Raw genomic sequence first — 23,544 nt, forward strand, 5'->3', positions numbered from 1 at the left:
CCGGCCCGCCTTCGAGCAGCAAGGAGCACCCATGTCCACCGTGACCCGAGTCGAAATGGCGTACGCCCGCATCGAGGCCGTCGACCGCCCCGAGATCTGGATCGACCTACGCCCCCGGGCGGAGGTCGACCGGGAAGCCCGGGCCATCGACGCCCGCGTCGACGCGGGCGAGCCCCTCCCCCTGGCCGGCAAGCTCTTCGCCGCGAAGGGCAACGTCGACGTGGCGGGCCTCCCGACCACCGCCGGCTGCCCGGCCTACGCGTACACCCCGCAGGGCGACGCCCCCGTGGTCGCCCGCCTCCGCGCCGCAGGCGCGATCGTGCTGGGCACCACGAACCTGGACCAGTTCGCAACGGGCCTGGTCGGCACCCGCTCCCCCTACGGCGCCGTACGCAACCCCCTCGACCCGACCAGGGTCAGCGGCGGCTCCAGCTCAGGATCGGCCGTAGCCACGGCCCTCGGCATCGTCGACTTCGCCCTCGGTACGGACACCGCCGGCTCGGGCCGCGTCCCCGCCGCCTTCAACGGCATCGTCGGCCTGAAGCCGACCCGCGGCCTGGTCCCGATGACCGGCGTCGTCCCGGCCTGCGCCTCACTGGACTGCGTGACCGTGTTCGCCCGTACGCTCCCGGAGGCCGAGCAGGCGCTCGCGTACATGACGTCCCCGTCCGGCCGCGACCTCCCGGCGCTCCCCCAGCGGGCCCCCGGCCCATGGCGCGTCGCCGTGGCGCCGACGGCACAGCTCGGCGAGCTGGACGAGGGCTGGGCAAATGCGTACGAGGCGGCGGTGGCCCAGCTGGCCGCGGCGGGCGCGGAAGTGCGCGCCCTCGACCTCGCGCCGTTCACCGAGGCCGCCGCGATGCTCTACGAGGGCGCGTTCGTCGCCGAGCGCTACACCGCCGTGGGGAGCTTTATCGACAAGTTGATCAGTGAAGGAGGTGCTGGGCTCGACCCGACTGTCGCCGGAATCATCACGCGCGCCCGGGACATCCCGGCCCACCAGCTGTACGCGGACCAGGACCGGCTGGCCGAGCTCCGCGCCCGGGCGCTCGCCCAACTCGGCGACGCGGACGCACTGTTGCTGCCGACCACGCCGTGCCACCCCACGCTCGCCGAGGTGGCCGCCGATCCGCTGGGCGCCAACGCCCGCCTGGGCCGTTTCACCAACTCCACGAATCTCTTCGACCTGGCCGCGGTCGCCGTCCCCGGAGGCACCGTCGACGGGCTGCCCTTCGGCGTGATGTTGATCGGCCCCGCGTTCACGGACGAGCGCCTGGCCCGGATCGCCCGGCTGCTCCAGCCGCGGCTGCGGATCGCCGTCGTCGGCGCACACCTGTCCGGCCAGCCTCTCAACCCCCAGCTCCTCTCCCTGGGAGCGGAGTGGGAACGGACGACGACGACGGCACCCGCCTACCGTCTGCACGCCTTGTCCACCACGCCTCCCAAGCCCGGCCTGGTCCACGTGGGCACCGGCGGCAGCGCCATCGAGGCGGAGGTGTGGCGGCTGCCCGCCGAAGGCCTCGGGCGCCTGCTCGCCGACCTGCCCCGGCCGATGGCTCTGGGCCGGGTCGAGCTGGCCGACGGCACGCACGTACCCGGATTCCTGTGCGAGCCCGGCGCGCTCGAAGGGGCCGAGGACATCACGGAGTACGGCGGCTGGCGCCGTTGCCTCAGGGCACGGGCCGCGCAACCGGGGCTCTAGCTGCTCCCGCTACCCACTCCCACTCCCACTCCCACTCCCACTCCCGCCCCCGCTGCCCGCTCTCGCCCCCTCCCACTCCGCGCTCCCCGCTTCCCGCTTCCCGCTTCCCGATCCCGATCCCGATCCCGCGACCATCGGAGCCCTCGTCCCGACAATCCTGTCCGCGGCCGTACGGCAGCCGGCCTCGGACCTGTTCCACAGCCCCGCTCGGCCCTCGTACGAATCCGCGCGCCCGGCCCGTACAAGCCCCGGAACGAAAGGGCGCGCCGCCTCCCGAACATCAAGGAGGCGGCGCGCCACCGAACCGGTCGGCTCAGCCCACCGAGGAGTAGGCCACGACCCCGCGCAGCAGCCCGTCGACCGCCTTGCGCGCGTTCTTCGCGACCGTCGAGCTCCCGCCGCCTGAGACGGGTGCGGCGGCCCCGATCTGGCCCAGTACGTCGATGACCTGCTTGCACCAGCGCACGAAGTCACCGGCGGGCATCTCCGCCTCGCGCAGCACCTCGTCGAGCCCCTTGCCGGAAGCCCACTCGTACGCGGCCCAGGCGAAGCCGAGGTCCGGTTCGCGCTGGCCGACGCCCTCGGTCTGGGTGATCCGGAAGTCCTCCTCCAGCGCGTCGAGGCGGCCCCAGATGCGGACCATCTCGCCGAGCGCGTCCTTGGCCTTGCCGGACGGCACCTTCGGTGCCATGGCGTCGTCGGCGACCCGCGACTCGAACACCAACGCCGAGACGCAGGCGGCCAGTTCGGCGGGGTTGAGCCCCTCCCAGACCCCGGCGCGCAGGCATTCGCTGGCGAGCAGGTCGAGTTCGCCGTAGAGCCGGGCGAGCCGCTTGCCGTGTTCGGTGACCTCGTCGCCGCGCAGGTAGTCCAGCTCGGTGAGGAGGGCGACGATGCGGTCGAAGGTGCGGGCGATGGTGTTCGTCCGGCCCTCGATGCGGCGCTCCAGCTGCGTGGTGTCGCGCAGCAGCCGGTGGTAACGCTCGGCCCAACGAGCGTGGTCCTCGCGGTCGTTGCACCCGTGGCAGGGGTGAGCCCGAATCGCCGTGCGCAGCCGGGCGATCTCGCGGTCGTCGGCCGCCTCGGACCGCTTCTTGCGGTGCCGGTCGGGGACGAGGTGCCCGGCCTTGGTGCGCAACGCGGACGCCAGGTCCCGACGCGACTGCGGCGAGCGCGGGTTGAAGGACTTGGGGATCCGCATCCGGTCCAGCGCTTCGACCGGGACCGGGAAGTCCATCGAGGCCAGCCGCTTCACCTGGCGCTCGGCGGTGAGTACCAGCGGGCGCGGGCCGTCGTGCTGCTCGAAGCCACGGTGGCCGTTCGACCGGCCCGCGGGCAGCCCGGGGTCCAGCACCAGCGCGAGTCCCGCGTACTTTCCGGTCGGAACGTGGATCACGTCACCGGGCTTGAGCTTCTCCAGGGCGACGGCCGCTTCCACACGACGCTGCGAGGCACCCTGCCTCGCCAGCTCGGTCTCGCGGTCCTTGAGCTCGCGGCGCAGCCGCATGTACGCGTCGAAGTCGCCCAAGTGACAGGTCATGGACTCCTTGTAGCCGTCCAGACCCTCCTCGTTGCGCTGTACCTGCCGGGAGATCCCGACGACCGACTTGTCGGCCTGGAACTGCGCGAAGGACGTCTCGAGGAGCTCGCGCGAGCGGTGCCGCCCGAACTGCTCGACCAGGTTCACCGCCATGTTGTACGACGGCTTGAAGCTCGAGCGCAGCGGATACGTGCGCGTGCCCGCGAGTCCCGCAAGATGTTCGGGGCTGAAGCCGCGCTGCCACAGCACGACCGCGTGGCCCTCGACATCGATGCCGCGGCGCCCTGCGCGGCCGGTCAGCTGGGTGTACTCGCCGGGGGTGATGTCGGCGTGCTGCTCGCCGTTCCACTTGACGAGCTTCTCCAACACCACCGAGCGGGCGGGCATGTTGATGCCCAGCGCAAGGGTCTCCGTCGCGAAGACGGCCTTGACCAGGCCGCGTACGAAGAGTTCCTCGACGACCTCCTTGAACGTCGGCAGCATGCCCGCGTGGTGGGCCGCGATGCCGCGCTCCAGGCCCTCCAGCCACTCGTAGTAGCCCAGGACGTGCAGGTCCTCGGTCGGGATGGAGGCCGTACGCTCCTCCACGAGTTCGCGTACCCTGGCCCGCGCCTCGTCGTCGTTCAGCCTGAGGCCCGCGTACAGGCACTGCTGGACGGCGGCCTCGCAGGCCGCGCGGCTGAAGATGAACGTGATGGCGGGCAGCAGCCCTTCGGCGTCGAGCCGCTCGATGACCTCGGGGCGGCCCGGCGTCCACATGCGGGAGCGCTGTCTGCGCTCCCGCTCGCGGTCGGCCTCGCGCATGGCGCGGCCCCGTCTGCGGTCCTGGTACGACGGCCGGCTGGCCTCCATCCTCGCCATGCGCGTGAGATCGGGGTTGACGGCCTTCTTCTGGCCCTCGCCCTCCTCGAAGAGGTCGTACATCCGGCGCCCGGCCAGTACGTGCTGGAACAGCGGCACGGGCCGGTGCTCGGAGACGATCACCTGGGTGTCGCCGCGCACGGTGTCCAGCCAGTCACCGAACTCCTCCGCGTTCGACACGGTCGCCGAGAGCGACACCAGGGTCACCGACTCGGGGAGGTGGATGATCACTTCCTCCCAGACGGCGCCGCGGAATCGGTCGGAGAGGTAGTGCACCTCGTCCATGACCACATAGCCGAGACCGAGGAGGGTCTGCGAGCCCGCGTACAGCATGTTGCGCAGCACCTCGGTGGTCATCACGACCACGGGGGCTTCGGAGTTGACGCTGTTGTCGCCGGTGAGCAGGCCGACCTTCTCCGCGCCGTAACGGCGGCACAGATCGGCGTACTTCTGGTTCGAGAGCGCCTTGATCGGCGTCGTGTAGAAGCACTTCTTGCCCTGCTGGAGGGCCAGGTGGACGGCGAACTCGCCGACGACCGTCTTGCCCGAACCGGTGGGCGCGGCCACCAGGACGCCCTTGCCCCCCTCAAGGGCTTGGCAGGCCTCGATCTGGTAGGGATCGAGGCCGAAGTCGTACATCTCGCGGAAGGAGGCGAGCGCGGTGGCCTGCTCGACAGCCCGCTGTCGTGCTGCCGCGTACCGCTCGGCCGGTGAGAGGTCCTCTGTCATCGTGCTTTCGAGACTACCGGGAGGCACTGACAACAGGACGATCAATATTCGGATCCGATGCTGTGAGACCCGCAGTCCTCGCAGCTCAGGGAACCGCCACCCGCACCGCCGCCGGTATGCAGCGCGCGGTGAGCGGCAGCGGGCCGAGCGGCTCACCGTCCGCGTACCCGGTGATGCCCTCCGCGACGAGTTCGACCTTGGCGGCCCGGTGCACGGTGACCTTGGGGTGGTCGAGGTGGGTGCCCTTGTAGACCCTCGGGAACACTGTGAGCAGCGTCATACGGCTGCAGTCCCCGACGACCGTGATGTCGAACAACCCGTCACCGAGGTCCGCGTCCGCGCAGATCCTCATGCCGCCGCCGTACGACGATCCGTTGCCGACGGCCACGAGCGTCGCCTCTATCTCCTGGACCTCGCCTCCGTCGAGCGTGATCCGGTACGGGAAGGGCTTGAAGGCGGCCAGTTCGGCGAGCATGGCGAGGTCGTACTTGAAGCGCCCTGTGGGCCATCGCATGCGATTTCCGCGGTCGTTGACCCGGGAGTCGAAGCCCGAGGCGAGGACGGTGCCGAACCAGGTGTCGCCCACCCGCCCCAGGTCGACGTCGCGCAGCCGCGCCGCCTTGAGGGCCTCGGCGATCCCGCGCCCCGCGGCCGCGGGGTCGCGTACGGGCAGGCCCAGCGCCCGCGCGAAGTCGTTCCCGGTGCCGACGGCGACGAGGCCGAGCGGGGTGGGGGTTCCGGCGACGGCCTGCAGGGCCAGGTTCGCCATGCCGTCACCGCCGACGGCTATGAGGGCGCCGGTGCCGCCCTCGACAGCGGCACGCGCGCGTGTGAGGGCGTCGTCCGCGTTCTCGCCGAGGATCGTGCGGACGGAGAATCCCGCCGCCCGCAAAGCCGAAGCGGCCGGCAGCGCCGCCCGGGCGCCCCGGCCGCGTCCCGCGGTGGGATTGACGAAGAGGGTGATCTCGCTGGTCACGGCCCTGACCCTACGAGGTCCGAGCCCCTTGTCAGGTCACGTCGTCATAACCGTTGACCCGGTCCGAACTCGCCTGCTCCGGCAGCGCCCGGCTGGCCGACACGGTCTCGACCTCGCCGACGTCCTCGGGCGTGAGGTCGAGGTCGGAGGCCTCGTCGTCGGCCGGGCCCTCGGCCTCGCGGCGCTGCTTGCGGCGGTCGTTGAGAAGCGAGAAGGCGACGGCACCGAAGTACAGGATCCAGATGGGTCCGGCGAGCGCCAGCATGGTCAACGGGTCGGTGCTGGGCGTGGCCAGGGCCGCGAAAACCGTGATGCCCATGATCATGCCGCGCCACCAGCCGAGCATCCGTTTACCGGTGAGGATGCCCGTGAGGTTCAGCATGACCAGCAGCAGCGGCAGCTCGAAGGAGAGACCGAAGACGATCACCATGCGCGTGACGAGGTCGAGCAGATCGTCCAGCGGCAGCAGGTTGTTGACGCCGTTCGGCGTGAAGTCGATCAGGACCTTCGCGGTGGTGGGCAGCACCCTGTAGGCGAAGAAGGCGCCGCCGAGGAAGAGCGGAACACCCGTGCCGACGAACGCGTACGCGTACTTCTTCTCACTCTTGTGCAGGCCCGGCGCGACGAACGCCCAGAGCTGGTAGAGCCACACCGGCGAGGCGAGGGCGACGCCGGCCATCAACGACACCTTCAGGGCCAGGGTGAACGGAGCGAGCAGACCGTTGATCGTGATCTGCGCGCACTGCTTGCCCTTGGGCATCTTCGCGAGCTCGGCGAAGGTCTTCGGACACCCGACCGAGTCCAGGACCGGCTTGGTGAAGAAGTTGATGATGTCGTTGTAGTAGAAGGCGGCCACGATCGTGACGATGACGATGGCCAGCATCGCCTTCGCGAGCCGGTTCCGAAGCTCACGAAGGTGCTCCGCGAGGGGCATCCGCCCCTCGGGATCCTTCTCCTTGTTGCGGGCAGACTTGAGCAACCCACGTTCCCATCTCGTGCGGCGGGCCGGAGGTCACCGGCCCTGCGTCAGCGCTTGGTCGTGTCCGTCGGCTCGCTGACCGGGCGCGAGCTGGTCACGTCGCCGGGGGCGGCCTGGATGGTGCGCTGCGCGGGGGGCTGCTCGTCGGTGTTCGGCGGGCCGGCCGGGGTGGGCGTGCTGCCCTCGTCCTTCATCGCCTTGGCCTCGCTCTTGAGGATGCGCGCGGACTTGCCGAGGGAGCGAGCCATGTCCGGAAGCTTCTTCGCGCCGAACAGCAGGATGATGACGACGAGGATGAGAATGATCTCGGGAGCTCCGAGCCTTCCGAACATAAGTCTTTACCTTCTCACCGAGGCTGCATGGTCGGGGTGCTGTCCGATCGGCCGGACATCTGTCCGATCGTCGTGTTGACAGCGATCGTAACGCTCAGGGGTAAACGCGGGGCAATCCCTGTGCGTACTCCCAGTTCGCGGCTCGCGCCTCGTTCTCCGGGCCGCGATCAGCAGCGTACCTGCCGTTGCCGGAAAGGTGACAGGGCGAAAGCCACTCAAAGCGCAACGCGCTCACGACTCACAGGGCGTCCACAGAGCTCGCCGTACTCACGGTTGCCCGCTCCAGATCCTCCGCGGCCCTGCTGATGCGGCGCGCGGAGTCGGAAACCTGTCGGCCCAGACGCTCCGCCTCCAGAAAGACACGGACGGCGAGCACGCCGAGTACGGCGATTCCCGCGAATCCCACAGCGATCGCAAACATCGGCCAGAACATGACGTCGACCCTAGAGGGTGGAGTGCAGGCGCAGGGTCCGCACCCCGCCTCCGGTGAGCAGCTCGACAATGCGCTCACCCGCGGGCTTGCGGACGGCGGAGCCGCACTCGGGGCAGGTGAAGGAGTAGAAGGTGGTGCGGCTGCTGGCGCCGATCGCCAGCCGCAGGGCGCTCGCCGTGAGCTCGAAGCCGGCCCGGCAGTCGGGGCAGGCGGCCTTGAACATCACATCGACCACCCTTCTCATCCCGGCGAAGGCCGTCACGACCGACATCTCCGGGCCACCCGACAGCGCTCGGGCCCTCCCGGACGTGCCGGTCCGCTCCGGCGCACCGGACATCCCAGACATCGACGACGTGCTCAAAGGCCCTGCTCCCGCCTGTCGTACGGCCCGTCCTGATCCCCGTGCAGCCCGTCGTAGGCGGCGAGCGCCTCGCGGGCCGCCTGCCGCGCGCTGTCCGCGAGGTCCTGCGGCGACACGATCCGACCGTCACCGCCGAGGCGCAGCGCCAGCCGTCGCAGCGAGGCGGGATCGGGGGTCCGCAGAGTGATACGCAGGCCGCCGTCCGGCAGCTCATCCGCGCTGTCGTGCGGGTAGTACTCGGCGACCCAGCGGCCGCCCGGCCCGACCTCGACGACGACCTCGGGATCCTCGGCAGCAGGCTGCACCAGCCCCTCGGAGAGGTCCCGCAGCTCGACCTCGGGCGGCGCGGACGGCTCGTCCAGGATGCGGATCTCGGCGACCCGGTCCAGCCGGAAGGTCCGGCGCGCCTCGGAGCGGCGGCACCAGGCCTCCACGTACGTGTGCCCGACGCTGACCAGGCGGATCGGGTCGATCTCGCGCTCGGTCAGCTCGTCCCGCGAGGGCGAGTAGTAACGGATCCACAGTCGGCGCCGCTCGGAGATCGCCCGGTCGACGTCCGCGAAGACCCCGCCCTCGGACTCGAAGGTCACCGAGAGCCGGGAGCTGGCGCCCGCCGCCTCGCCCGAGGCGGCCTCCACCTTGGCGGTGGCGCGCAGCAGCGCCTGCCGGTCGCCCTCGCGAAGGCCGGGCAGCGTGGACACGGCGCGGGCGGCCACCAGCAGCGCGGTCGCCTCGTCGGCGGCGATGCGCAGGGGCTCCGCGACATCGTCCGGGTTGTGCCACCAGATCCGGTCGCCGTCGGTGTCGATGTCGAGCAGATCACCGCCGCGGAAGCTGGTGCCGCACAGCGGCAGCACGTCGAGATCGGAGATCAGCTCGTCCTCGGTGATCCCGAAGGCCCGGGCGACGTCGCCGACGCGCGCACCGGGGCGCTCACGGAGATAGGTCACCAGGGAGAGCATCCGCCGGGTCTGGTCGATCGCGTTCGTGGGCCTGGCCGGTTTTCCTACCACTTTCTTACGTTCCCCCTCAGCCCTTGGCCACGGCGCGCAGCCGGTCCACGACGTCGGCCCGCAGCTCCGCGGGCTCCAGGACCACCACATCGGGCCCGAACTCGACGAGCCAGGCGTCCAGGCCGTGCCCGTACGGAATCTCCAACTCGTCCCAGCCGTCGCCCAGTTCCCGTACGGAGACGGCCTTGGCCCGCAGGGGGTAGCCCGAGCCGGAGCGCAGCCGGATCAGCGCGGAGCGGTCGGCGATCTCCCCCGCCCAGCCGGCGACCGTCTCGCGCACGGTGACGACGTCGGGCACCTCGGCCGTGTACCGCCCCGCGCGGGCGCGGACCTTGCCGGTGATCCGGGACAGCCTGAAGACACGCTCGGCGCCGCGGTCGCGGTCCCAGCCCGCCAGATACCAGTGGCCGCGCCAGCACTCCAGGGCCCACGGCTCGATGTGCCGGGTCTCGGGGTGCGCGGCAGTGGCCTTGCGGTAGTCGAAGACGACGGGGCGGCGGTCGCGGCAGGCGAGCATCAGCGGCTCGAAGGCCGCCTCGTGGACGGGGATGTGCGGCTCCAGGGCGCCATGGGCCTCGTACGGGTCCACGTCCTCGGGCAGGCCCGCTGCCCGCAGCTTCTGCAGGGCACCGCTCGCCGCGCCGGCGAGGCGAGCCTGCTGCCAGACCTTGGCGGCGAGACCGAGGGCGGCGGCCTCCTCGGCGTCGAGCGTGATGGGTGGCAGCCGGTTGCTGTCGCGGCGGGCGAGATAGCCGACCTCGCCGTCGAGGTTCTCCACCGTCTCGATGACCAGGCCGAGTTCGCGCAGATCGTCCTTGTCGCGCTCGAACATCCTGTTGAAGGAGTCGTCCGAGCCCGCTTCCAGATAGGCCTCGATGGACTCGCGCAACTCGCGCTTGCTGAGCGGCCGCCGTGTCCCGAGCAGACACAACGCCAGGTTCATCAGCCGCTCGGCCTTGGCAATGGCCATCGATGCCCTTCCCTATGGTGCTTCCGACCGATGACCGTACCGCTCCGGAGTGTCGCGGCAAAAGCCGAGGGCCCATGCCCGGACAGGCATGGGCCCCAGGTGATCGAGTCCGGTCAGACCCTGATCACACGGCGTGTGAAGATCGGACCGAAGTCCGGCCCTCGTGATGATCGGACCGGAACCCGATCGCGGCGAGGATCAGACCGAAACCAGGTCGCAGACGAAGATCAGCGTCTCGCCGGGGGCGATACGGCCGCCGGCGCCGCGGTCGCCGTACGCGAGGTGCGCCGGGATGGTCAGCTGGCGGCGGCCGCCGACCTTCATGCCCTGCACGCCCTGGTCCCAGCCGCTGATGACCTGGCCGACGCCGAGCTGGAACTCGAGCGGGGTACCGCGGTTCCAGGAGGCGTCGAACTCCTCGCCGGTGGAGAAGGCCACGCCCACGTAGTGGACCTTGACGAAGTCGCCGGCCTTGGCGACCGGGCCGTCGCCCTCCCAGATGTCCTTGATCTCGAGGTCCGCCGGGGGCTCGCCGCCCGGGAAGTCGATCTCGGGCTTCTCGATGCTCACTTCATTACTCCTTGTTGCACGGCCTGCGTCCGGGACAGTCTCACAGACTCTGTGGTCAGACCGTGCCGAGGATATCGACCACGAAGACAAGAGTGTTCTTGGCCAGCTCGCTGCTGGGGCTGGCGCCGTAGCCGAGGGAGGGCGGAATCACCAGCAGGACGCGGTCGCCCACGTTCTTGCCGACGAGGCCCTTGTCCCAGCCGGCCACCACGGAGCCGGTGCCGATCTGGAAGGCGGTGGCACCACCGTGGTCCCAGGAGGAGTCGAACTTCTTGCCGTCCTCCCACTTCACCCCGGTGTACTGGGCGATGAGGCCCTGGCCGGCCTCCACCTTCTTGCCGGTGCCCTTGATCAGCACCTGCTCCTTGAGGTCCTTGGGCGCCTTGGTGTCCTTGGGGATGGTGATGGTCGCCGCCTTCGGCGCGGGGGCCGACACCGTGGGCATGCCCGGGTCGGGTGCCGCCTGCGTCCCCTTGACATAGGCCTTGGCATCGACGCCGGCGGAGCCGACCGCGTCGACCACCCAGATCAGCACATCCTTGGCGGTGATGCCGGAGGAGGTGTTCAGCCCCGCGCCGATCAGGTCGCCGGCGGTGCCCTGCACCAGGATCCGGCTGCCCGTCTTCTGCCCCTTCACGGCGTCCAGGACCTTGGCGGGCAGCTGCTGGCTCTGCTTGCCGATCTGGTCGACGGACTGCTGCCGCGGGGTATTGGAGCCGGTGGTCGCCGAGGCCCAGGTGCCACCCAGCGCCTGACTGCTCCCCCACTTCTCGACGGTCCAGTCGAGCCGGACGAAGTCGGAGGCCTTGATCACGGCGCCGCTGCCCGTCGAGACCGTCTTGACCACGGTCTTGTCGGACGGCTTGCCGCTCTTGGGCACGGAGACCTCGGGCTTGGCCCCGAACTCCCCCTTGACCTGAGCGACGCCCGCTGACGCCTCGCTGTCACTCTTGTTGTCCGATCCGCACGCGGCGGTGAACAACAGGGCGGGAACGGCCAGCAGCGCGACGGCACGTCGTTTCACGTTGTAGTTCATCAGTCCAACTGGGAGTCGGGGGTGGGGGCAATGGCCGCCACTCTACGACCTACTTGCGCCCCGTACGGTCTGACGCGAGACACGCCGTCGCCCGGACCGGTGACCGGTCCGGGCGACTGTCAGCCCTGAGCGACCCGCGGACGGTCCGTCAGGAGGCCGTCTTCACGGACAGCGGGCGGAGCTTGCGAAGGAACTCCGTCCGGTTCATCCGGTCGGCGGGCCCCCCGTCGTACGCACCGCGCGCGTAAGTGGCGTCCACGACCGTGTCACCGGTTTCCCGGTACAGGAAGTTGGGCGTGATGGCCGGTCCGCTCTCCGAGTCCACGGCCGTGTACTCGCTGCCGAAGACGACCAGCGAAGTGCCCTGCGCGAACGTCTTCTTGGCCGGGGCTTCCTCGATCGCGTACCGAACCCCGTCGGCGGTGCCGCCCATGGACCGTACGACGACCTCGGCGCCCTTCTTCAGCGCGCCCTTGTGGACCTTGTCGACCCTGACGACGACGGGCGTGTACACGACCTCGAACTTCGTTCCGTCGTCGAGCACGTCCGTGGCGTGCACATCGGGACGCCGGTCCACGACCGTGCCCTCGAAGACGTTCTCGTTCATCGGGAACGCGATCGCGGCCGCGGGGCTGCTGTCGACGGCGTACGGGTGCCCCTCGATGACGCGCACGGCCTTGCTGCCGGACTTCTTCGCCGTGCCCTCGTGCCCCCCGCCGGTGGACCCGGCGCATGCCGAGGCGCCTAGGGCGAGCAGGGCGAGAGCGGCCGAGGCACGCACCAGGGCGCGCGGCCTCACTGTGCGAACTGCACTCATGTCTGCTTCCCCCGTCAGTAGATGGCCCGGACGCCGGCTATGTCGTCGCTGTTCAGAGCGCGCCGGGTCCCCGTGTTGATGGTCGTCATGACCGACCCCTTCTCCGCGGCCGTGTACGCCGACCCGTCCGTGCAGGGGCCGGGCCACGGGTGGGCGAGGCCGGTGAAGTGACCGACTTCGTGCACGACGACCGTCTGGACGTCCGCCCTGCCCTGGCCGATGTTCTGACTGGCGTTCACCCAGGTGAAGCGGTTGGACAGGTACAGCGTTCCGCCGTTGTGCGTGCGTCCTGACACCTGAGTGGCGGCGTACCCCGGCGCGCTCCCCATGAGGCTGGTGTAGCTGTAGGAGGCGCGGAAGGCATAGATCTGCCAGCCGCCGGTGTACACGGGCGAGTTGTACCGCAGCGCGGAGCTGCTGCGGTTCCACTGCTTCAGGCCGCCGTTGAGGCCGTTCCGCAGCCCGCTGGGGAACGTGGTGTTGGCGCCGATGGTCTTCGCGCTTGAGGTGCTGTTCCACTTCGTCATGCCACTGCGGCAGTACGCCGCTGCGGGCGAAGCGGACACTCCCACCAGGGCGGTCGCGATCACGGTTCCCGCTGTGGCGAGAACGAGCGCCGCGCGTCCGTTTGTCTTGACAGAGCGCAAAATGAGCCCCCGTATGTGTGGTTGCTGCGAACGCGGAAAGTCCCCCGGACAGGGGAATCCGCAGCGATATCGGCGATTTGGTCATGGTCATGCCGATGGCTCGAAGCTAACAGCAGACAAAGAAGACGGACCAGGGATATCTCGCCCGGACGGCACGCCGGAGGTGAGCCCGACCGACCTGGATCCCGGCGCGTCGCACACGGTTGTTCGATCTCGCGTGATAAAGGGCCCACCGTGAACGGCGACCACTTCGCGGCGATTTGCCATGCCGGACAGCCCTTAACACCCACAGGAAGGGATGATTCCGCCCAGACCGCCCTACGCGGGGAATCGTGACATCTCTCTCACAGCCACGCACACACCGTGGGCAACACCCGGCGCCGCAGCACCAAAGATGCCCGATGCCCGGAGGTGGTCACCTCCGGGCATCGGGCATCCGGATCCGGTTCGGCACGCGAGCGGGCCGGAGCCGGCTCACATTCCGGCGATCAGCTTCTCCACCCGGTCGTCGACGGAACGGAACGGGTCCTTGCACAACACGGTGCGCTGCGCCTGGTCGTTCAGCTTCAGATGGACCCAGTCGACGGTGAAGTCACGGCGCTGTTCCTGCGCGCGCCGGATGAAGTCACCGCGCAGCCGCGCTCGGGTGGTCTGGGGCGGCACGGACTTGCCCTCGAAGATCTTCAGGTCGTTGCAGATCCGGGCGGCCTGCCCCTTCCTCTCCAGCAGGTAGTACAGGCCACGGCGACGGTGGATGTCGTGGTAGGCGAGGTCTATCTGCGCGACCCGCGGGTGCGACATCGTCATGTTGTGCTTGGCGCGGTACCGCTCGATGAGCTTGTACTTCATCACCCAGTCGATCTCGGTGCCGATCCGGTCGAGGTCCTCGGCCTCGATCGCGTCGAGCGTGCGGCCCCACAGCTCGAGGACCTGCTCGACGGTGCCGGTGCGGATGCCGCGGCGCTCGCAGAAGTCCACGGCCTTTTCGTAGTACTCGCGCTGCACTTCGAGGGCGGAGGCCTCGCGGCCGCTGGCCAGGCGCACCTTGCGGCGGCCCGTGATGTCGTGACTGACCTCGCGGATCGCCCGGATCGGGTTCTCCAGGGTGAGGTCGCGCATGACCGTGCCCGCCTCGATCATGCGCAGTACGAGGTCGGTGGCGCCGACCTTGAGGAGCATGGTCGTCTCGGACATGTTCGAGTCGCCGACGATGACGTGCAGCCGGCGATAGCGCTCGGCGTCGGCGTGCGGCTCGTCCCGTGTGTTGATGATGGGCCGGGAGCGGGTCGTCGCGGAGCTGACGCCCTCCCAGATGTGCTCGGCGCGCTGGCTGACGCAGTACACGGCGCCGCGCGGAGTCTGCAGCACCTTGCCGGCACCGCACAGGAGCTGCCTGGTGACGAGGAACGGAATGAGGATGTCCGCGAGTCGGGAGAACTCCCCGTGCCGGGCCACCAGATAGTTCTCGTGGCACCCGTAGGAGTTGCCCGCCGAGTCGGTGTTGTTCTTGAACAGGTAGACGTCGCCCGCGATTCCTTCCTCGTGCAGGCGTCGTTCGGCGTCCACCAGGAGTCCTTCGAGAATGCGCTCGCCGGCCTTGTCGTGGGTGACGAGTTCCGTCACGTTGTCACATTCGGGTGTCGCGTATTCCGGATGTGATCCCACGTCGAGATAGAGGCGGGCACCGTTTCGCAGAAAGACATTGCTGCTGCGGCCCCATGACACGACACGGCGGAAGAGGTACCGCGCCACCTCGTCGGGAGACAGGCGGCGCTGTCCCCTGAACGTACACGTGACGCCGTACTCGTTCTCCAGCCCGAAAATGCGGCGGTCCATGACTGAACATTACGCCCGATCCCCTGAGCTGAAACGGGGTTCGACGGCACGGTTTGGATCATTTTCCGATGAGACCGCAACCACCGCCCCCTTCCCGGTAGCTGCGAGGACCCGCCCCGTGGCCAGCAGAACCACCAGCGCGGCGGCGCCCGCGGCCCCCGGCACGGCGAAGCCCCACACAGCCCCGCCCCACTCGACTACGGGGCCCGCGAGGCCGGTTCCGACGGATGCTCCCACGGTGAACGTCGTCACAAGCCAGGAGAACGCCTCGGTGACGGTGCCGCGCGGCGCGTGCCGGTCGACGAGGACGAAGGCACAGGCGATGCACGGGGCCAGGAAGACTCCTGCGAGCGTGGTGAGTGCCGTCATGGCCACCGGGCCGGGCACCAGCGTGAGCGGCACGTAACAGACCGCCAGAAGCGCGACGAGCATCCGCAGTCGCCGCTCGGGCGTGCCGCCCCACTGCCGCATGCCGTACACGGTGCCTCCGACGAGCGCGCCGAGACCGATGCCCGCCATCAGCCAGCCGTACACCGCGTCCCCGCCGTGACCGTCGGCGTACGACACCGCGGCGACCGTGATGGAGCCCAGCGCGATCCCCACGAACAGGAACGCGCCGAGCAGGGCCAGCAGCCCGGCCGAGCGCAGCGCGCCGAGCCAGTGGGCCTCGCGCGGGGCCGAGCGCCACGCGCGCGAGGGCGGCGAGAGAACTACGGAGAGGGCGCCGAGGACACCGATGACGTTCAGGACGAGCAGCGCGGCCTGCGCGGACCAGAGCGACACGCACAGCGTCACGAGCAAGGGCCCGACCGTGAACATGACTTCCTGTGCCACCGCGTCCATGGCGTACGCGGTGTGCACCTGGTCCTCCTCGCGGAGCACGGAGGGCCACAGCGCACGCAGGCCGCCCTCCAGGGGCGGGGTGAAGAGCCCGGCCACGGCCATCGACACGTACGCCGGCGGCAGCGGGTCCGTGCCCGCGAACGCGAAGACGCTCATCCCGAGGGCCGAGACGAGCGCGGCCGGCAGTTGGACCCGCGGCTGCCCGTAGAGGTCCACGAGCCGCCCGAGCAGTGGCTGCCCCACGGCATTGGCCACCCCGTAGACGGCGGCCAGCGCGCCGGCCAGGCTGTACGTGCCGCCCTCCGCGCGGATGAAGAGCACGACGGCGATGGCGGCGGTGGCGTTGGGCAGCCGCCCTGTGAGCGTGCCGACGAGCAGCCGTGCGGCATGCCTCGCTCTGAGGATCTCCAGGTATCCCGCAGCCATGTCCGCCTTCTCTCCGAAGCGCCCCGGCCGACGAAGCGCCCCAGTCGATCCAGTGAACTCAAGTTTTACGTATAACCACCCGTGTCATACGTACCATGTGCGCTGTCCGGGAGTCCAGACGAGGGAGCAGGTCGACGGTGGCACGAGGTAGCACGCGCCCTACGAGCCGGGACGTCGCCCAGGCCGCCGGGGTGTCCCAGGCCGCCGTCTCGCTGGTGCTCGGCGAGAAGTGGCGCGGCCGGGTCTCCGAGGCCACGGCGGAGCGCGTCCGGGAGGCCGCCCAGGAACTCGGCTACCGCCCGAACCTGGCCGCCCGCAACCTCCGCCTGGGCCGCACCCGTACGGTCCTGCTGGTGGTCCCCGCACTCACCACGGAGTTCTTCGCGGGCGTCTACACGGGCGCAGCCCGCGTCGCCGCCGAGCACGGCTTCGGCGTGGTCCTGTACCCCTCCCCCGAGGGCATCGGCCCCGCCCGCAACCCGTTCGGCTCTGCGGCGGCCGCCCTCGACGGCGTGATCGCCTCCTCCATGGCGGCCGACGCCCTCACAGCGATCCGCGGCGACCAGCTCCCGCTGGTCATGCTCGACAGCGACCCGGAGGGCAGCCTGGGCGCGGCGACGGTCAATCTCGACATCGGGGACGGCGTACGACAGGTCGCCGAACACCTCCTCGCCCTGGGGCACCGGCGCTTCCTGCACCTGGCGGCCGACATCGCCTCCTGGACCTTCGAGGTACGGGCCCGAGAACTCGCCACCCGGATCGCCGAGGTCTCAGGCACAGACCTCCGCACCGCCCGCGCCCCCATCTCCATCGACGACGCCCTCGCCGCCGCGGCATCCGCCCTGTCCGCCCCCGGCCTCCGCCCCACCGCCGTGGTGTGCGACGACGACAAGCTCGCGGCCGGCGCCTACAAGGCGGCCCGCCGCCTGGACCTGCACATCCCCGACGACATCTCCATCACCGGCCTGGACGACCTGGCTCTGGCCCGAGCCATCGACCCCGAACTGACCACCGTCCGCCTCGACGCCGAGCTCTTCGGCGAACGCGGCATGCAAGCCCTCCTGGCCGTCCTGGACGCCCGCACGCCTCCACAGGGCGACATCCCGGTCGAACTGGTCGTACGAGGCTCCACAGCCCCACCACGCCCCCCTCGGCCCCGCGACTGACCGGCCCCCGCGTCCGCACCCGGCGCAGATGCCGGCCCGGAAGGGTTTTCGCCCCCTCTGCCGCTACCCGTCCCGTATCCGGGGGCTGCCGCCCCCAGATCCCCGCATCGGCCTGAATGGCCTCGTCCTCGAACGCCGGACGGGCCGACTGGTGCCGAGCGGTTCCGGCGCCGACCGTAGGCCCCGAGTTCAGCCCCGGCCTTCCGGCCTGCCGATCCGTTCGGATGCGGGCGGATGTACCGGCGCGGCCCCGGCCGACAACGGCGGCACGCGCACCTATTCATCGACCGGCAGGCGCCCCCGCCCCCCAGCCCCACCGAAACGTCACGCGCGCCCCGGCCGATCCAAGGCCGGGGCGCGCGATGGGCAAGCACAACGCCGAGGTCACTCCTCGTCGTCGGAGTCCTCGGCCTCCGTGGCGGTTTCCGCGCCACCCGCCTCCAGCAGGCGATCCAGCTGACGCCCCACAATCCGCCTGAACTTCCGCTGCTGCGGCCGCGTCCGGTCCAGCACCGCAACCTCCAGGCGCTCCGCGGGAATCTCCCGCTCACCGCCGTTCGGCTCCCGCGACAGCGACTGCACGGCCAGCTTCAGCGCCTCTGCCAGCGACATCCCGTCCTGGTGCCGCTGATCCAGATAGCTGCTGATCTGCTCGGCATTGCCACCGACGGCGACTGAACCGTGCTCATCCACGATCGACCCGTCATGCGGCAGCCGATAGATCTGGTCACCCTCGGGGGTCTCCCCCACCTCGGCGACGACCAGCTCCACCTCGTACGGCTTCTCGGCCGCCGAGGAGAAAATCGTGCCCAGAGTCTGGGCGTACACATTGGCCAGACCCCGAGCGGTCACGTCATCACGGTCATAGGTGTAACCACGGAGATCGGCGTAACGCACACCACCGATCCGCAGGTTTTCGTACTCGTTGTATTTACCGGCGGCCGCAAAGCCGATCCGGTCATAGATCTCGCTGAACTTGTGCAGCGCACGGGACGGGTTCTCGCCGACGAACACGATGCCGTCGGCATATTGCAGCACGACCAGGCTGCGGCCGCGAGCGATGCCCTTGCGGGCGTATTCGGCCCGATCGGCCATGGCCTGCTGGGGTGAGACATAGAACGGCGTCGACACCGGTTATCCGTCCCTTTCTGTCGAAGTCACTGGATCACCTTGGTAAAGAGCCGGACTCAGAGCAGCGCGGCCCGCGGACCGTCGGGCTGCTCAAGGCGCCGCTCCAGGATCGAGCGGGCGATCTCGGAGGACTCCTCGTCGGTGAGACGACGGAATCCCTCGTCGGTGATCACGGTGACGATCGGGTAGATACGGCGGGCGACATCGGGGCCACCGGTCGCCGAGTCGTCGTCGGCCGCGTCGTACAGGGCCTGGACGACGAGGGTCGTGGCCTGCTGTTCGGTCAGGTCATTGCTGTAGAGCTTCTTCATCGCGCCGCGCGCGAAGAGCGAGCCGGAGCCCGTGGCCGCGAAGCCGTGCTCCTCGGAGCGGCCACCGGTGACGTCGTAGGAGAAGATGCGGCCCTTGCCGCGGTCCACGTCGAACCCGGCGAAGAGCGGGACCACGGCGAGGCCCTGCATGGCCATGCCGAGGTTGGAACGGATCATCGTGGAGAGGCGGTTCGCCTTGCCCTCCAGGGAGAGCGTGGCGCCCTCCACCTTCTCGAAGTGCTCCAGCTCCAGCTGGAAGAGCTTCACCATCTCGACGGCCAGGCCCGCCGTACCCGCGATGCCCACCGCCGAGTACTCATCGGCCGGGAAGACCTTCTCGATGTCTCGCTGCGCGATGACATTCCCCATGGTGGCCCGCCGGTCACCGGCGAGCACCACGCCACCGGGGAACGTGACGGCGACGATGGTCGTGCCGTGCGGGGCCTCGATCACGCCCTGGACGGGCGGCAGCTGCCGCTTGCCCGGGAGCATTTCCGGCTGGTGCTCGGCCAGGAAGTCCATGAACGAGGACGAGCCGGGCGTCAGGAAGGCAGCCGGCAGACGCCCGGTGCTACGAGGGTTGGCTTCCACGCGATTCCTTCCACGTAGGCTGCGGCTCGCCGTGGACGGCCGAGCCGATCATCAAATCTGTGCACGGACCATACCCGCGCGAACGCCGGTCATCCGTCCCGGCGCCGACCAGCTGGATCGGGCCGGCTCCGGGGCGGACAACTGGCGTTACTCGCCGCCCTTTTGGACGAAGGAACGCACGAAGTCTTCGGCGTTCTCCTCGAGGACGTCGTCGATCTCGTCCAGCACGGAGTCGACGTCGTCCGACAGCTTCTCCTGGCGCTCCTTGAGGTCCTCGGATGCCTGCGCGTCCTGCGTCTGCTCCTCGACCTCCTCGGTGGAACGCGTTGCCTTCTGCTGTCCGCCGCCGGTGTCCTTGGTCGCCATAACCCTCACCCCGCTCGGTTCGACGTTCTTGATCAGACCCTACAAGCAGGGTCCGACATCGGCCCCGCAGTTGCTACAACGTCCGGGGGCCACCTCGATGATTCCCGGACGTCGCCTGTTTCCACCCCGACCGGCCCGTGCGCTCCCCGGGCCGCTCAGCCGCCCGACAGCACCCTGACCAGGTCCTCGGCCGTACGGCAGCGGTCGAGGAGCTCCTTGACGTGATTACGCGTTCCGCGAAGCGGCTCGAGGGTTGGGACGCGCTGGAGCGAGTCCCGGCCGGGCAGATCGAAGATCACCGAGTCCCAGGAGGCCGCCGCCACGTCGTCCGCGTACTGTTCCAGGCAGCGCCCGCGGAAGTACGCGCGGGTGTCCTCCGGCGGCTTGGTGCGGGCCCGGTCGACGTCCGCCTCGGACAGGAGGCGCTTCATCTTGCCGCGCGCCGCCAGACGGTTGTAGAGGCCCTTCTCGGCCCGTACGTCGGCGTACTGGAGGTCGACCAGGTGCAGCCGGGCGGCGTCCCAGTCGAGGCTGTCACGACGCCGGTAGCCCTCCATGAGCTCCCGCTTGGCGACCCAGTCGAGCTCTCCGGAGAGGCTCATCGGATCGTTCTCCAGGCGGTTCAGGGTGTCCTCCCAGCGCAGCAGGACGTCCTTGGTCTGCTCATCGGCGTCGGCCCCGAACCGTTCCTCCACGTACTTGCGCGAGAGCTCGAAGTACTCCATCTGCAGTTGTACGGCCGTCAGGGTGCGCCCACTACGGAGCGTGACGAGCCGCTTCAGTGTGGGGTCGTGAGAGACCTGGTGCAGGGTGCGTACGGGCTGGTCGACGGCCAGGTCGACAGCGATGAAGCCGTCCTCGATCATGGACAGGACCAGCGCCGTGGTGCCCAGCTTCAGATAGGTCGAGATCTCGGAGAGGTTCGCGTCGCCGATGATCACGTGCAGCCGGCGGTACTTCTCGGCGTCCGCGTGCGGCTCGTCACGCGTGTTGATGATCGGGCGCTTCAGGGTGGTCTCCAGACCCACCTCGACCTCGAAGTAGTCGGCTCGCTGACTGAGCTGGAAGCCGTGCTCGTGCCCGTCCTGACCGATACCGACACGGCCCGCTCCGGTGACGACCTGGCGTGAGACGAAGAACGGCGTGAGGTGGCGCACGATGTCCGAGAAGGGAGTTTCCCGCTTCATCAGGTAGTTCTCGTGCGTGCCGTACGAGGCGCCCTTGTTGTCGGTGTTGTTCTTGTAGAGGTGGATCGGCTGGGCGCCGGGGAGCTGGGCAGCGCGCTCCGCGGCCTCCGCCATGATGCGCTCGCCGGCCTTGTCCCACAGGACGGCATCCCACGGGTTGGTGACCTCCGGGGCGCTGTACTCCGGGTGTGCGTGGTCGACGTACAGTCGTGCGCCATTGGTGAGGATGACATTGGCGAGGCCGATGTCCTCGTCGGTGAGCTGGCTGGCGTCGGCGGCCTCGCGGGCGAGGTCGAAGCCTCGCGCGTCCCGCAGCGGGTTCTCCTCCTCGAAGTCCCAGCGGGCGCGGCGCGCCCGGTGCATCGCCGCCGCGTACGCGTTGACGATCTGGGACGAGGTGAGCATGGCATTGGCGTTGGGGTGACCGGGGACGGAGATCCCGTACTCCGTCTCGATGCCCATTACTCGCCGTACGGTCATGCGGCCCTCCTTGCCCGGCGGCGCCCTCGGTCGGGGACGCTGCTCAAGTACCGCTGGTGCTCCGGTGCGTGTGCGGTGCCCGTCCCCGCAACGCGCGACTCGGCGGTACGAAAGAGCCTAGAACGCCTTTGCGCTGGTGGGGAGATCATTTGCGTCATTGCTGCTCCAGCCGTGCCCCGGAAAACAGTCGGCTGCGGGCACCCGGTGAGGGCACCCGCAGCCGCCCTGTCTTTTACAGGTACTGACCGGTGTTCGCCACCGTGTCGATGGAGCGTCCGGTGTCCGCACCCTGCTTTCCGGTCACCAGGGTACGGATGTACACGATCCGTTCGCCCTTCTTGCCGGAGATGCGGGCCCAGTCGTCCGGGTTGGTGGTGTTCGGCAGGTCCTCGTTCTCCTTGAACTCGTCCACGCAAGCCTGGAGAAGGTGGGAGACCCGAAGGCCCTTCTGGTTCTGTTCGAGGAAGGCCTTGATGGCCATCTTCTTGGCGCGGCCGACGATGTTCTCGATCATGGCGCCGGAGTTGAAGTCCTTGAAGTACAGGACTTCCTTGTCACCATTGGCGTACGTGACCTCGAGGAAGCGGTTCTCCTCGGACTCGGCGTACATCTGCTCCACGGCGGTCTGGATCATGCCGTGGACCGTCGCCGACCGGTCCCCGCTGTGCTCGCCGAGGTCGTCGGCGTGCAGCGGGAGGCGCTCGGTGAGGTACTTCTGGAAGATGTCCTTGGCCGCCTCGGCGTCCGGGCGCTCGATCTTGATCTTCACATCGAGGCGTCCGGGGCGCAGGATCGCGGGGTCGATCATGTCCTCACGGTTCGAGGCGCCGATCACGACCACGTTCTCCAGGCCCTCCACGCCGTCGATCTCGGCGAGCAGCTGGGGGACGATGGTGTTCTCCACGTCCGAGCTGACGCCCGACCCACGGGTGCGGAACAGGGACTCCATCTCGTCGAAGAAGACGATGACGGGGGTGCCCTCGCTGGCCTTCTCACGCGCACGCTGGAAGACCAGGCGGATCTGCCGCTCGGTCTCGCCGACGTACTTGTTCAGGAGCTCGGGGCCCTTGATGTTGAGGAAGAAGCTCTTGCCCGTGGCCTGCCCGGTCACCTCGGCGACCTTCTTGGCCAGCGAGTTGGCGACGGCCTTGGCGATGAGCGTCTTTCCGCATCCGGGCGGCCCGTACAGCAGCACACCCTTGGGCGGCCGCAGTTCGTGCTCCTTGAAGAGGTCGGGGTAGAGGTAAGGCAGCTCGACCGCGTCGCGGATCATCTCGATCTGGTTTCCCAGACCGCCGATCTGCTCGTAGCCGATGTCCGGTACCTCTTCGAGGACGAGCTCCTCGACCTCGCTCTTCGGAACAACTTCATAGACATAGCCGGAACGGGATTCGAGAAGCAGGGCGTCGCCGGGGCGGATGGTGACGTCCAGCAGCGGCTCGGCGAGCCGTACCACCCGTTCCTCGTCGGTGTGCCCCACCACGAGGGCGCGCTCGCCGTCCTCGAGGATCTCCTTGAGGGTGACGATGTCGCCGACGCTCTCGTACTCCATGGCCTCGACCACGTTGAGGGCTTCGTTGAGCATCACTTCCTGGCCACGCCTGAGCTCTTCGAGCTCCACGCTGGGGCTGACGTTCACCCGGAGCTTGCGGCCCCCGGTGAAGATGTCCGCCGTGCCGTCCTCGTTCGCTGTGAGGAAGACACCGAAGCCGGCCGGCGGCTGTGCGAGCCGGTCGACCTCTTCCTTGAGGGCCACGATCTGGTCGCGGGCCTCACGGAGCGTGTTGGCGAGCCGCTCGTTCTGTGCGGATACGCCGGCCAGGTTGGTCTGCAGCTCGACGATCCGCTCTTCGAGAATCCTCGTGTGACGCGGAGAGTCGGCGAGCTTGCGTCGCAGGACGGCGATCTCCTGCTCAAGGTAGGCAATCTGCCCGGCGGGGTCATCGGACCCTCGTCCCGGGCGGATGCCGCGGTTCATGTCGTCGTCGTGGGCTGCCACGGTCCTCACCTCCTCCAAGGGGAGCTGGACGCTTCCAGACCCTACCTGGGTGGGTGTCGATTGAAACCCCTAGATCACAAAGACTGTCGGGGTGTGTCCGATCTTCACCCTTGCGCTCTCCCTCACGCCAGGGGAATACCCACCGAACATGATTGGGAAGCGGACGGAGGTAGGGTCGAAGTGTTCAACACCCGCCAGAGCTGGCCCGATTCCCCAGTCTTCGGATCGCTCGGCGCAGGAAA

General features: G+C 69.2%; 21 protein-coding genes. 2 read left to right on the plus strand and 19 right to left on the minus strand.

Annotation, left to right across the window (positions count from 1 at the left end):
- Positions 1–31 precede the first annotated feature (31 nt).
- Positions 32–1,702 (plus strand): allophanate hydrolase, encoded by a 1,671-nt coding sequence (gene atzF / locus OG390_RS10295; protein WP_406166850.1) that lies wholly within the window; start codon positions 32–34, stop codon positions 1,700–1,702.
- Between the two features lie 313 nt (positions 1,703–2,015).
- Here the strand turns inward: atzF and OG390_RS10300 are convergent, their stop codons facing one another.
- The 14 genes from OG390_RS10300 to OG390_RS10365 all read right to left on the minus strand — a co-directional run bounded on the left by OG390_RS10300 (position 2,016) and on the right by OG390_RS10365 (position 16,071).
- A complete protein-coding gene (locus OG390_RS10300) occupies positions 2,016–4,877 on the minus strand; it encodes a DEAD/DEAH box helicase (RefSeq protein WP_406166852.1) in 2,862 nt (953 codons plus the stop codon).
- 40 nt (positions 4,878–4,917) lie between these two features.
- A complete protein-coding gene (locus tag OG390_RS10305) occupies positions 4,918–5,808 on the minus strand; it encodes a diacylglycerol kinase (protein WP_406166854.1) in 891 nt (296 codons plus the stop codon).
- 31 nt (positions 5,809–5,839) lie between these two features.
- Positions 5,840–6,787: a twin-arginine translocase subunit TatC gene (gene tatC, locus OG390_RS10310; RefSeq protein ID WP_399076610.1), complete on the minus strand. Its 948-nt coding sequence runs from the start codon at positions 6,785–6,787 to the stop codon at positions 5,840–5,842.
- Positions 6,788–6,834: 47 nt separating this feature from the next.
- Entirely contained in the window at positions 6,835–7,119 is a 285-nt protein-coding gene (gene tatA, locus OG390_RS10315) for a Sec-independent protein translocase subunit TatA (protein WP_399076612.1), read from the minus strand.
- Between the two features lie 238 nt (positions 7,120–7,357).
- On the minus strand, positions 7,358–7,552 hold the full coding sequence (locus tag OG390_RS10320) for a hypothetical protein (RefSeq protein ID WP_406166856.1): 195 nt from the start codon (positions 7,550–7,552) through the stop codon (positions 7,358–7,360).
- Positions 7,553–7,562: 10 nt separating this feature from the next.
- Positions 7,563–7,823: a hypothetical protein gene (locus OG390_RS10325; RefSeq protein WP_406166858.1), complete on the minus strand. Its 261-nt coding sequence runs from the start codon at positions 7,821–7,823 to the stop codon at positions 7,563–7,565.
- An 86-nt stretch (positions 7,824–7,909) separates the two neighbouring features.
- Positions 7,910–8,926: a helix-turn-helix transcriptional regulator gene (locus OG390_RS10330; protein WP_406166859.1), complete on the minus strand. Its 1,017-nt coding sequence runs from the start codon at positions 8,924–8,926 to the stop codon at positions 7,910–7,912.
- Positions 8,927–8,942: 16 nt separating this feature from the next.
- On the minus strand, positions 8,943–9,896 hold the full coding sequence (locus OG390_RS10335; RefSeq protein ID WP_399076620.1) for a helix-turn-helix transcriptional regulator: 954 nt from the start codon (positions 9,894–9,896) through the stop codon (positions 8,943–8,945).
- A 198-nt stretch (positions 9,897–10,094) separates the two neighbouring features.
- On the minus strand, positions 10,095–10,466 hold the full coding sequence (locus OG390_RS10340; RefSeq protein ID WP_189187869.1) for an FKBP-type peptidyl-prolyl cis-trans isomerase: 372 nt from the start codon (positions 10,464–10,466) through the stop codon (positions 10,095–10,097).
- 55 nt (positions 10,467–10,521) lie between these two features.
- Positions 10,522–11,502, minus strand: coding sequence for an FKBP-type peptidyl-prolyl cis-trans isomerase (locus tag OG390_RS10345; RefSeq protein WP_406166861.1), 981 nt, complete (start codon positions 11,500–11,502; stop codon positions 10,522–10,524).
- A gap of 148 nt (positions 11,503–11,650) precedes the next feature.
- Positions 11,651–12,319 (minus strand): hypothetical protein, encoded by a 669-nt coding sequence (locus tag OG390_RS10350; protein ID WP_406166863.1) that lies wholly within the window; start codon positions 12,317–12,319, stop codon positions 11,651–11,653.
- 14 nt (positions 12,320–12,333) lie between these two features.
- Positions 12,334–12,909 (minus strand): matrixin family metalloprotease, encoded by a 576-nt coding sequence (locus OG390_RS10355; RefSeq protein ID WP_406166865.1) that lies wholly within the window; start codon positions 12,907–12,909, stop codon positions 12,334–12,336.
- A gap of 531 nt (positions 12,910–13,440) precedes the next feature.
- On the minus strand, positions 13,441–14,802 hold the full coding sequence (pafA, locus tag OG390_RS10360) for a Pup--protein ligase (protein ID WP_059196529.1): 1,362 nt from the start codon (positions 14,800–14,802) through the stop codon (positions 13,441–13,443).
- Between the two features lie 9 nt (positions 14,803–14,811).
- The gene (locus tag OG390_RS10365; protein ID WP_406166868.1) at positions 14,812–16,071 is read right to left on the minus strand and encodes an MFS transporter; all 1,260 of its coding nucleotides are present in this window, start codon (positions 16,069–16,071) and stop codon (positions 14,812–14,814) included.
- 137 nt (positions 16,072–16,208) lie between these two features.
- Here OG390_RS10365 and OG390_RS10370 point away from each other — a divergent pair, with 137 nt between their 5' ends.
- Positions 16,209–17,237: a LacI family DNA-binding transcriptional regulator gene (locus OG390_RS10370; protein WP_406166870.1), complete on the plus strand. Its 1,029-nt coding sequence runs from the start codon at positions 16,209–16,211 to the stop codon at positions 17,235–17,237.
- 384 nt (positions 17,238–17,621) lie between these two features.
- Here OG390_RS10370 and prcA read toward each other — a convergent pair whose 3' ends face one another.
- From prcA to arc, 5 genes are all read right to left on the minus strand, one after another.
- A complete protein-coding gene (prcA, locus tag OG390_RS10375) occupies positions 17,622–18,368 on the minus strand; it encodes a proteasome subunit alpha (protein ID WP_406166872.1) in 747 nt (248 codons plus the stop codon).
- 56 nt (positions 18,369–18,424) lie between these two features.
- A complete protein-coding gene (gene prcB, locus OG390_RS10380) occupies positions 18,425–19,270 on the minus strand; it encodes a proteasome subunit beta (RefSeq protein WP_406166874.1) in 846 nt (281 codons plus the stop codon).
- A gap of 147 nt (positions 19,271–19,417) precedes the next feature.
- Entirely contained in the window at positions 19,418–19,636 is a 219-nt protein-coding gene (locus OG390_RS10385) for a ubiquitin-like protein Pup (protein WP_006350198.1), read from the minus strand.
- A gap of 155 nt (positions 19,637–19,791) precedes the next feature.
- The gene (gene dop / locus OG390_RS10390) at positions 19,792–21,303 is read right to left on the minus strand and encodes a depupylase/deamidase Dop (RefSeq protein ID WP_399076637.1); all 1,512 of its coding nucleotides are present in this window, start codon (positions 21,301–21,303) and stop codon (positions 19,792–19,794) included.
- Positions 21,304–21,535: 232 nt separating this feature from the next.
- The gene (arc, locus tag OG390_RS10395) at positions 21,536–23,302 is read right to left on the minus strand and encodes a proteasome ATPase (RefSeq protein ID WP_406166876.1); all 1,767 of its coding nucleotides are present in this window, start codon (positions 23,300–23,302) and stop codon (positions 21,536–21,538) included.
- Between the last annotated feature and the right edge of the window lie 242 nt (positions 23,303–23,544).

Source organism: Streptomyces sp. NBC_00996 (assembly GCF_045162675.1).
Taxonomy (GTDB): Bacteria; Actinomycetota; Actinomycetes; order Streptomycetales; family Streptomycetaceae; genus Streptomyces.

Excerpts from the sequence above, each read along its gene's own strand:
- atzF (WP_406166850.1), top strand. The coding sequence starts at position 32 with ATGTCCACCGTGACCCGAGTCGAAATGGCGTACGCCCGCATCGAGGCC.
- tatA (WP_399076612.1), bottom strand. The coding sequence starts at position 7,119 with ATGTTCGGAAGGCTCGGAGCTCCCGAGATCATTCTCATCCTCGTCGTC.
- OG390_RS10320 (WP_406166856.1), bottom strand. The coding sequence starts at position 7,552 with ATGTTCTGGCCGATGTTTGCGATCGCTGTGGGATTCGCGGGAATCGCC.
- OG390_RS10325 (WP_406166858.1), bottom strand. The coding sequence starts at position 7,823 with ATGTCGGTCGTGACGGCCTTCGCCGGGATGAGAAGGGTGGTCGATGTG.
- OG390_RS10335 (WP_399076620.1), bottom strand. The coding sequence starts at position 9,896 with ATGGCCATTGCCAAGGCCGAGCGGCTGATGAACCTGGCGTTGTGTCTG.
- OG390_RS10345 (WP_406166861.1), bottom strand. The coding sequence starts at position 11,502 with ATGAACTACAACGTGAAACGACGTGCCGTCGCGCTGCTGGCCGTTCCC.
- OG390_RS10350 (WP_406166863.1), bottom strand. The coding sequence starts at position 12,319 with ATGAGTGCAGTTCGCACAGTGAGGCCGCGCGCCCTGGTGCGTGCCTCG.
- pafA (WP_059196529.1), bottom strand. The coding sequence starts at position 14,802 with ATGGACCGCCGCATTTTCGGGCTGGAGAACGAGTACGGCGTCACGTGT.
- OG390_RS10365 (WP_406166868.1), bottom strand. The coding sequence starts at position 16,071 with ATGGCTGCGGGATACCTGGAGATCCTCAGAGCGAGGCATGCCGCACGG.
- OG390_RS10385 (WP_006350198.1), bottom strand. The coding sequence starts at position 19,636 with ATGGCGACCAAGGACACCGGCGGCGGACAGCAGAAGGCAACGCGTTCC.
- dop (WP_399076637.1), bottom strand. The coding sequence starts at position 21,303 with ATGACCGTACGGCGAGTAATGGGCATCGAGACGGAGTACGGGATCTCC.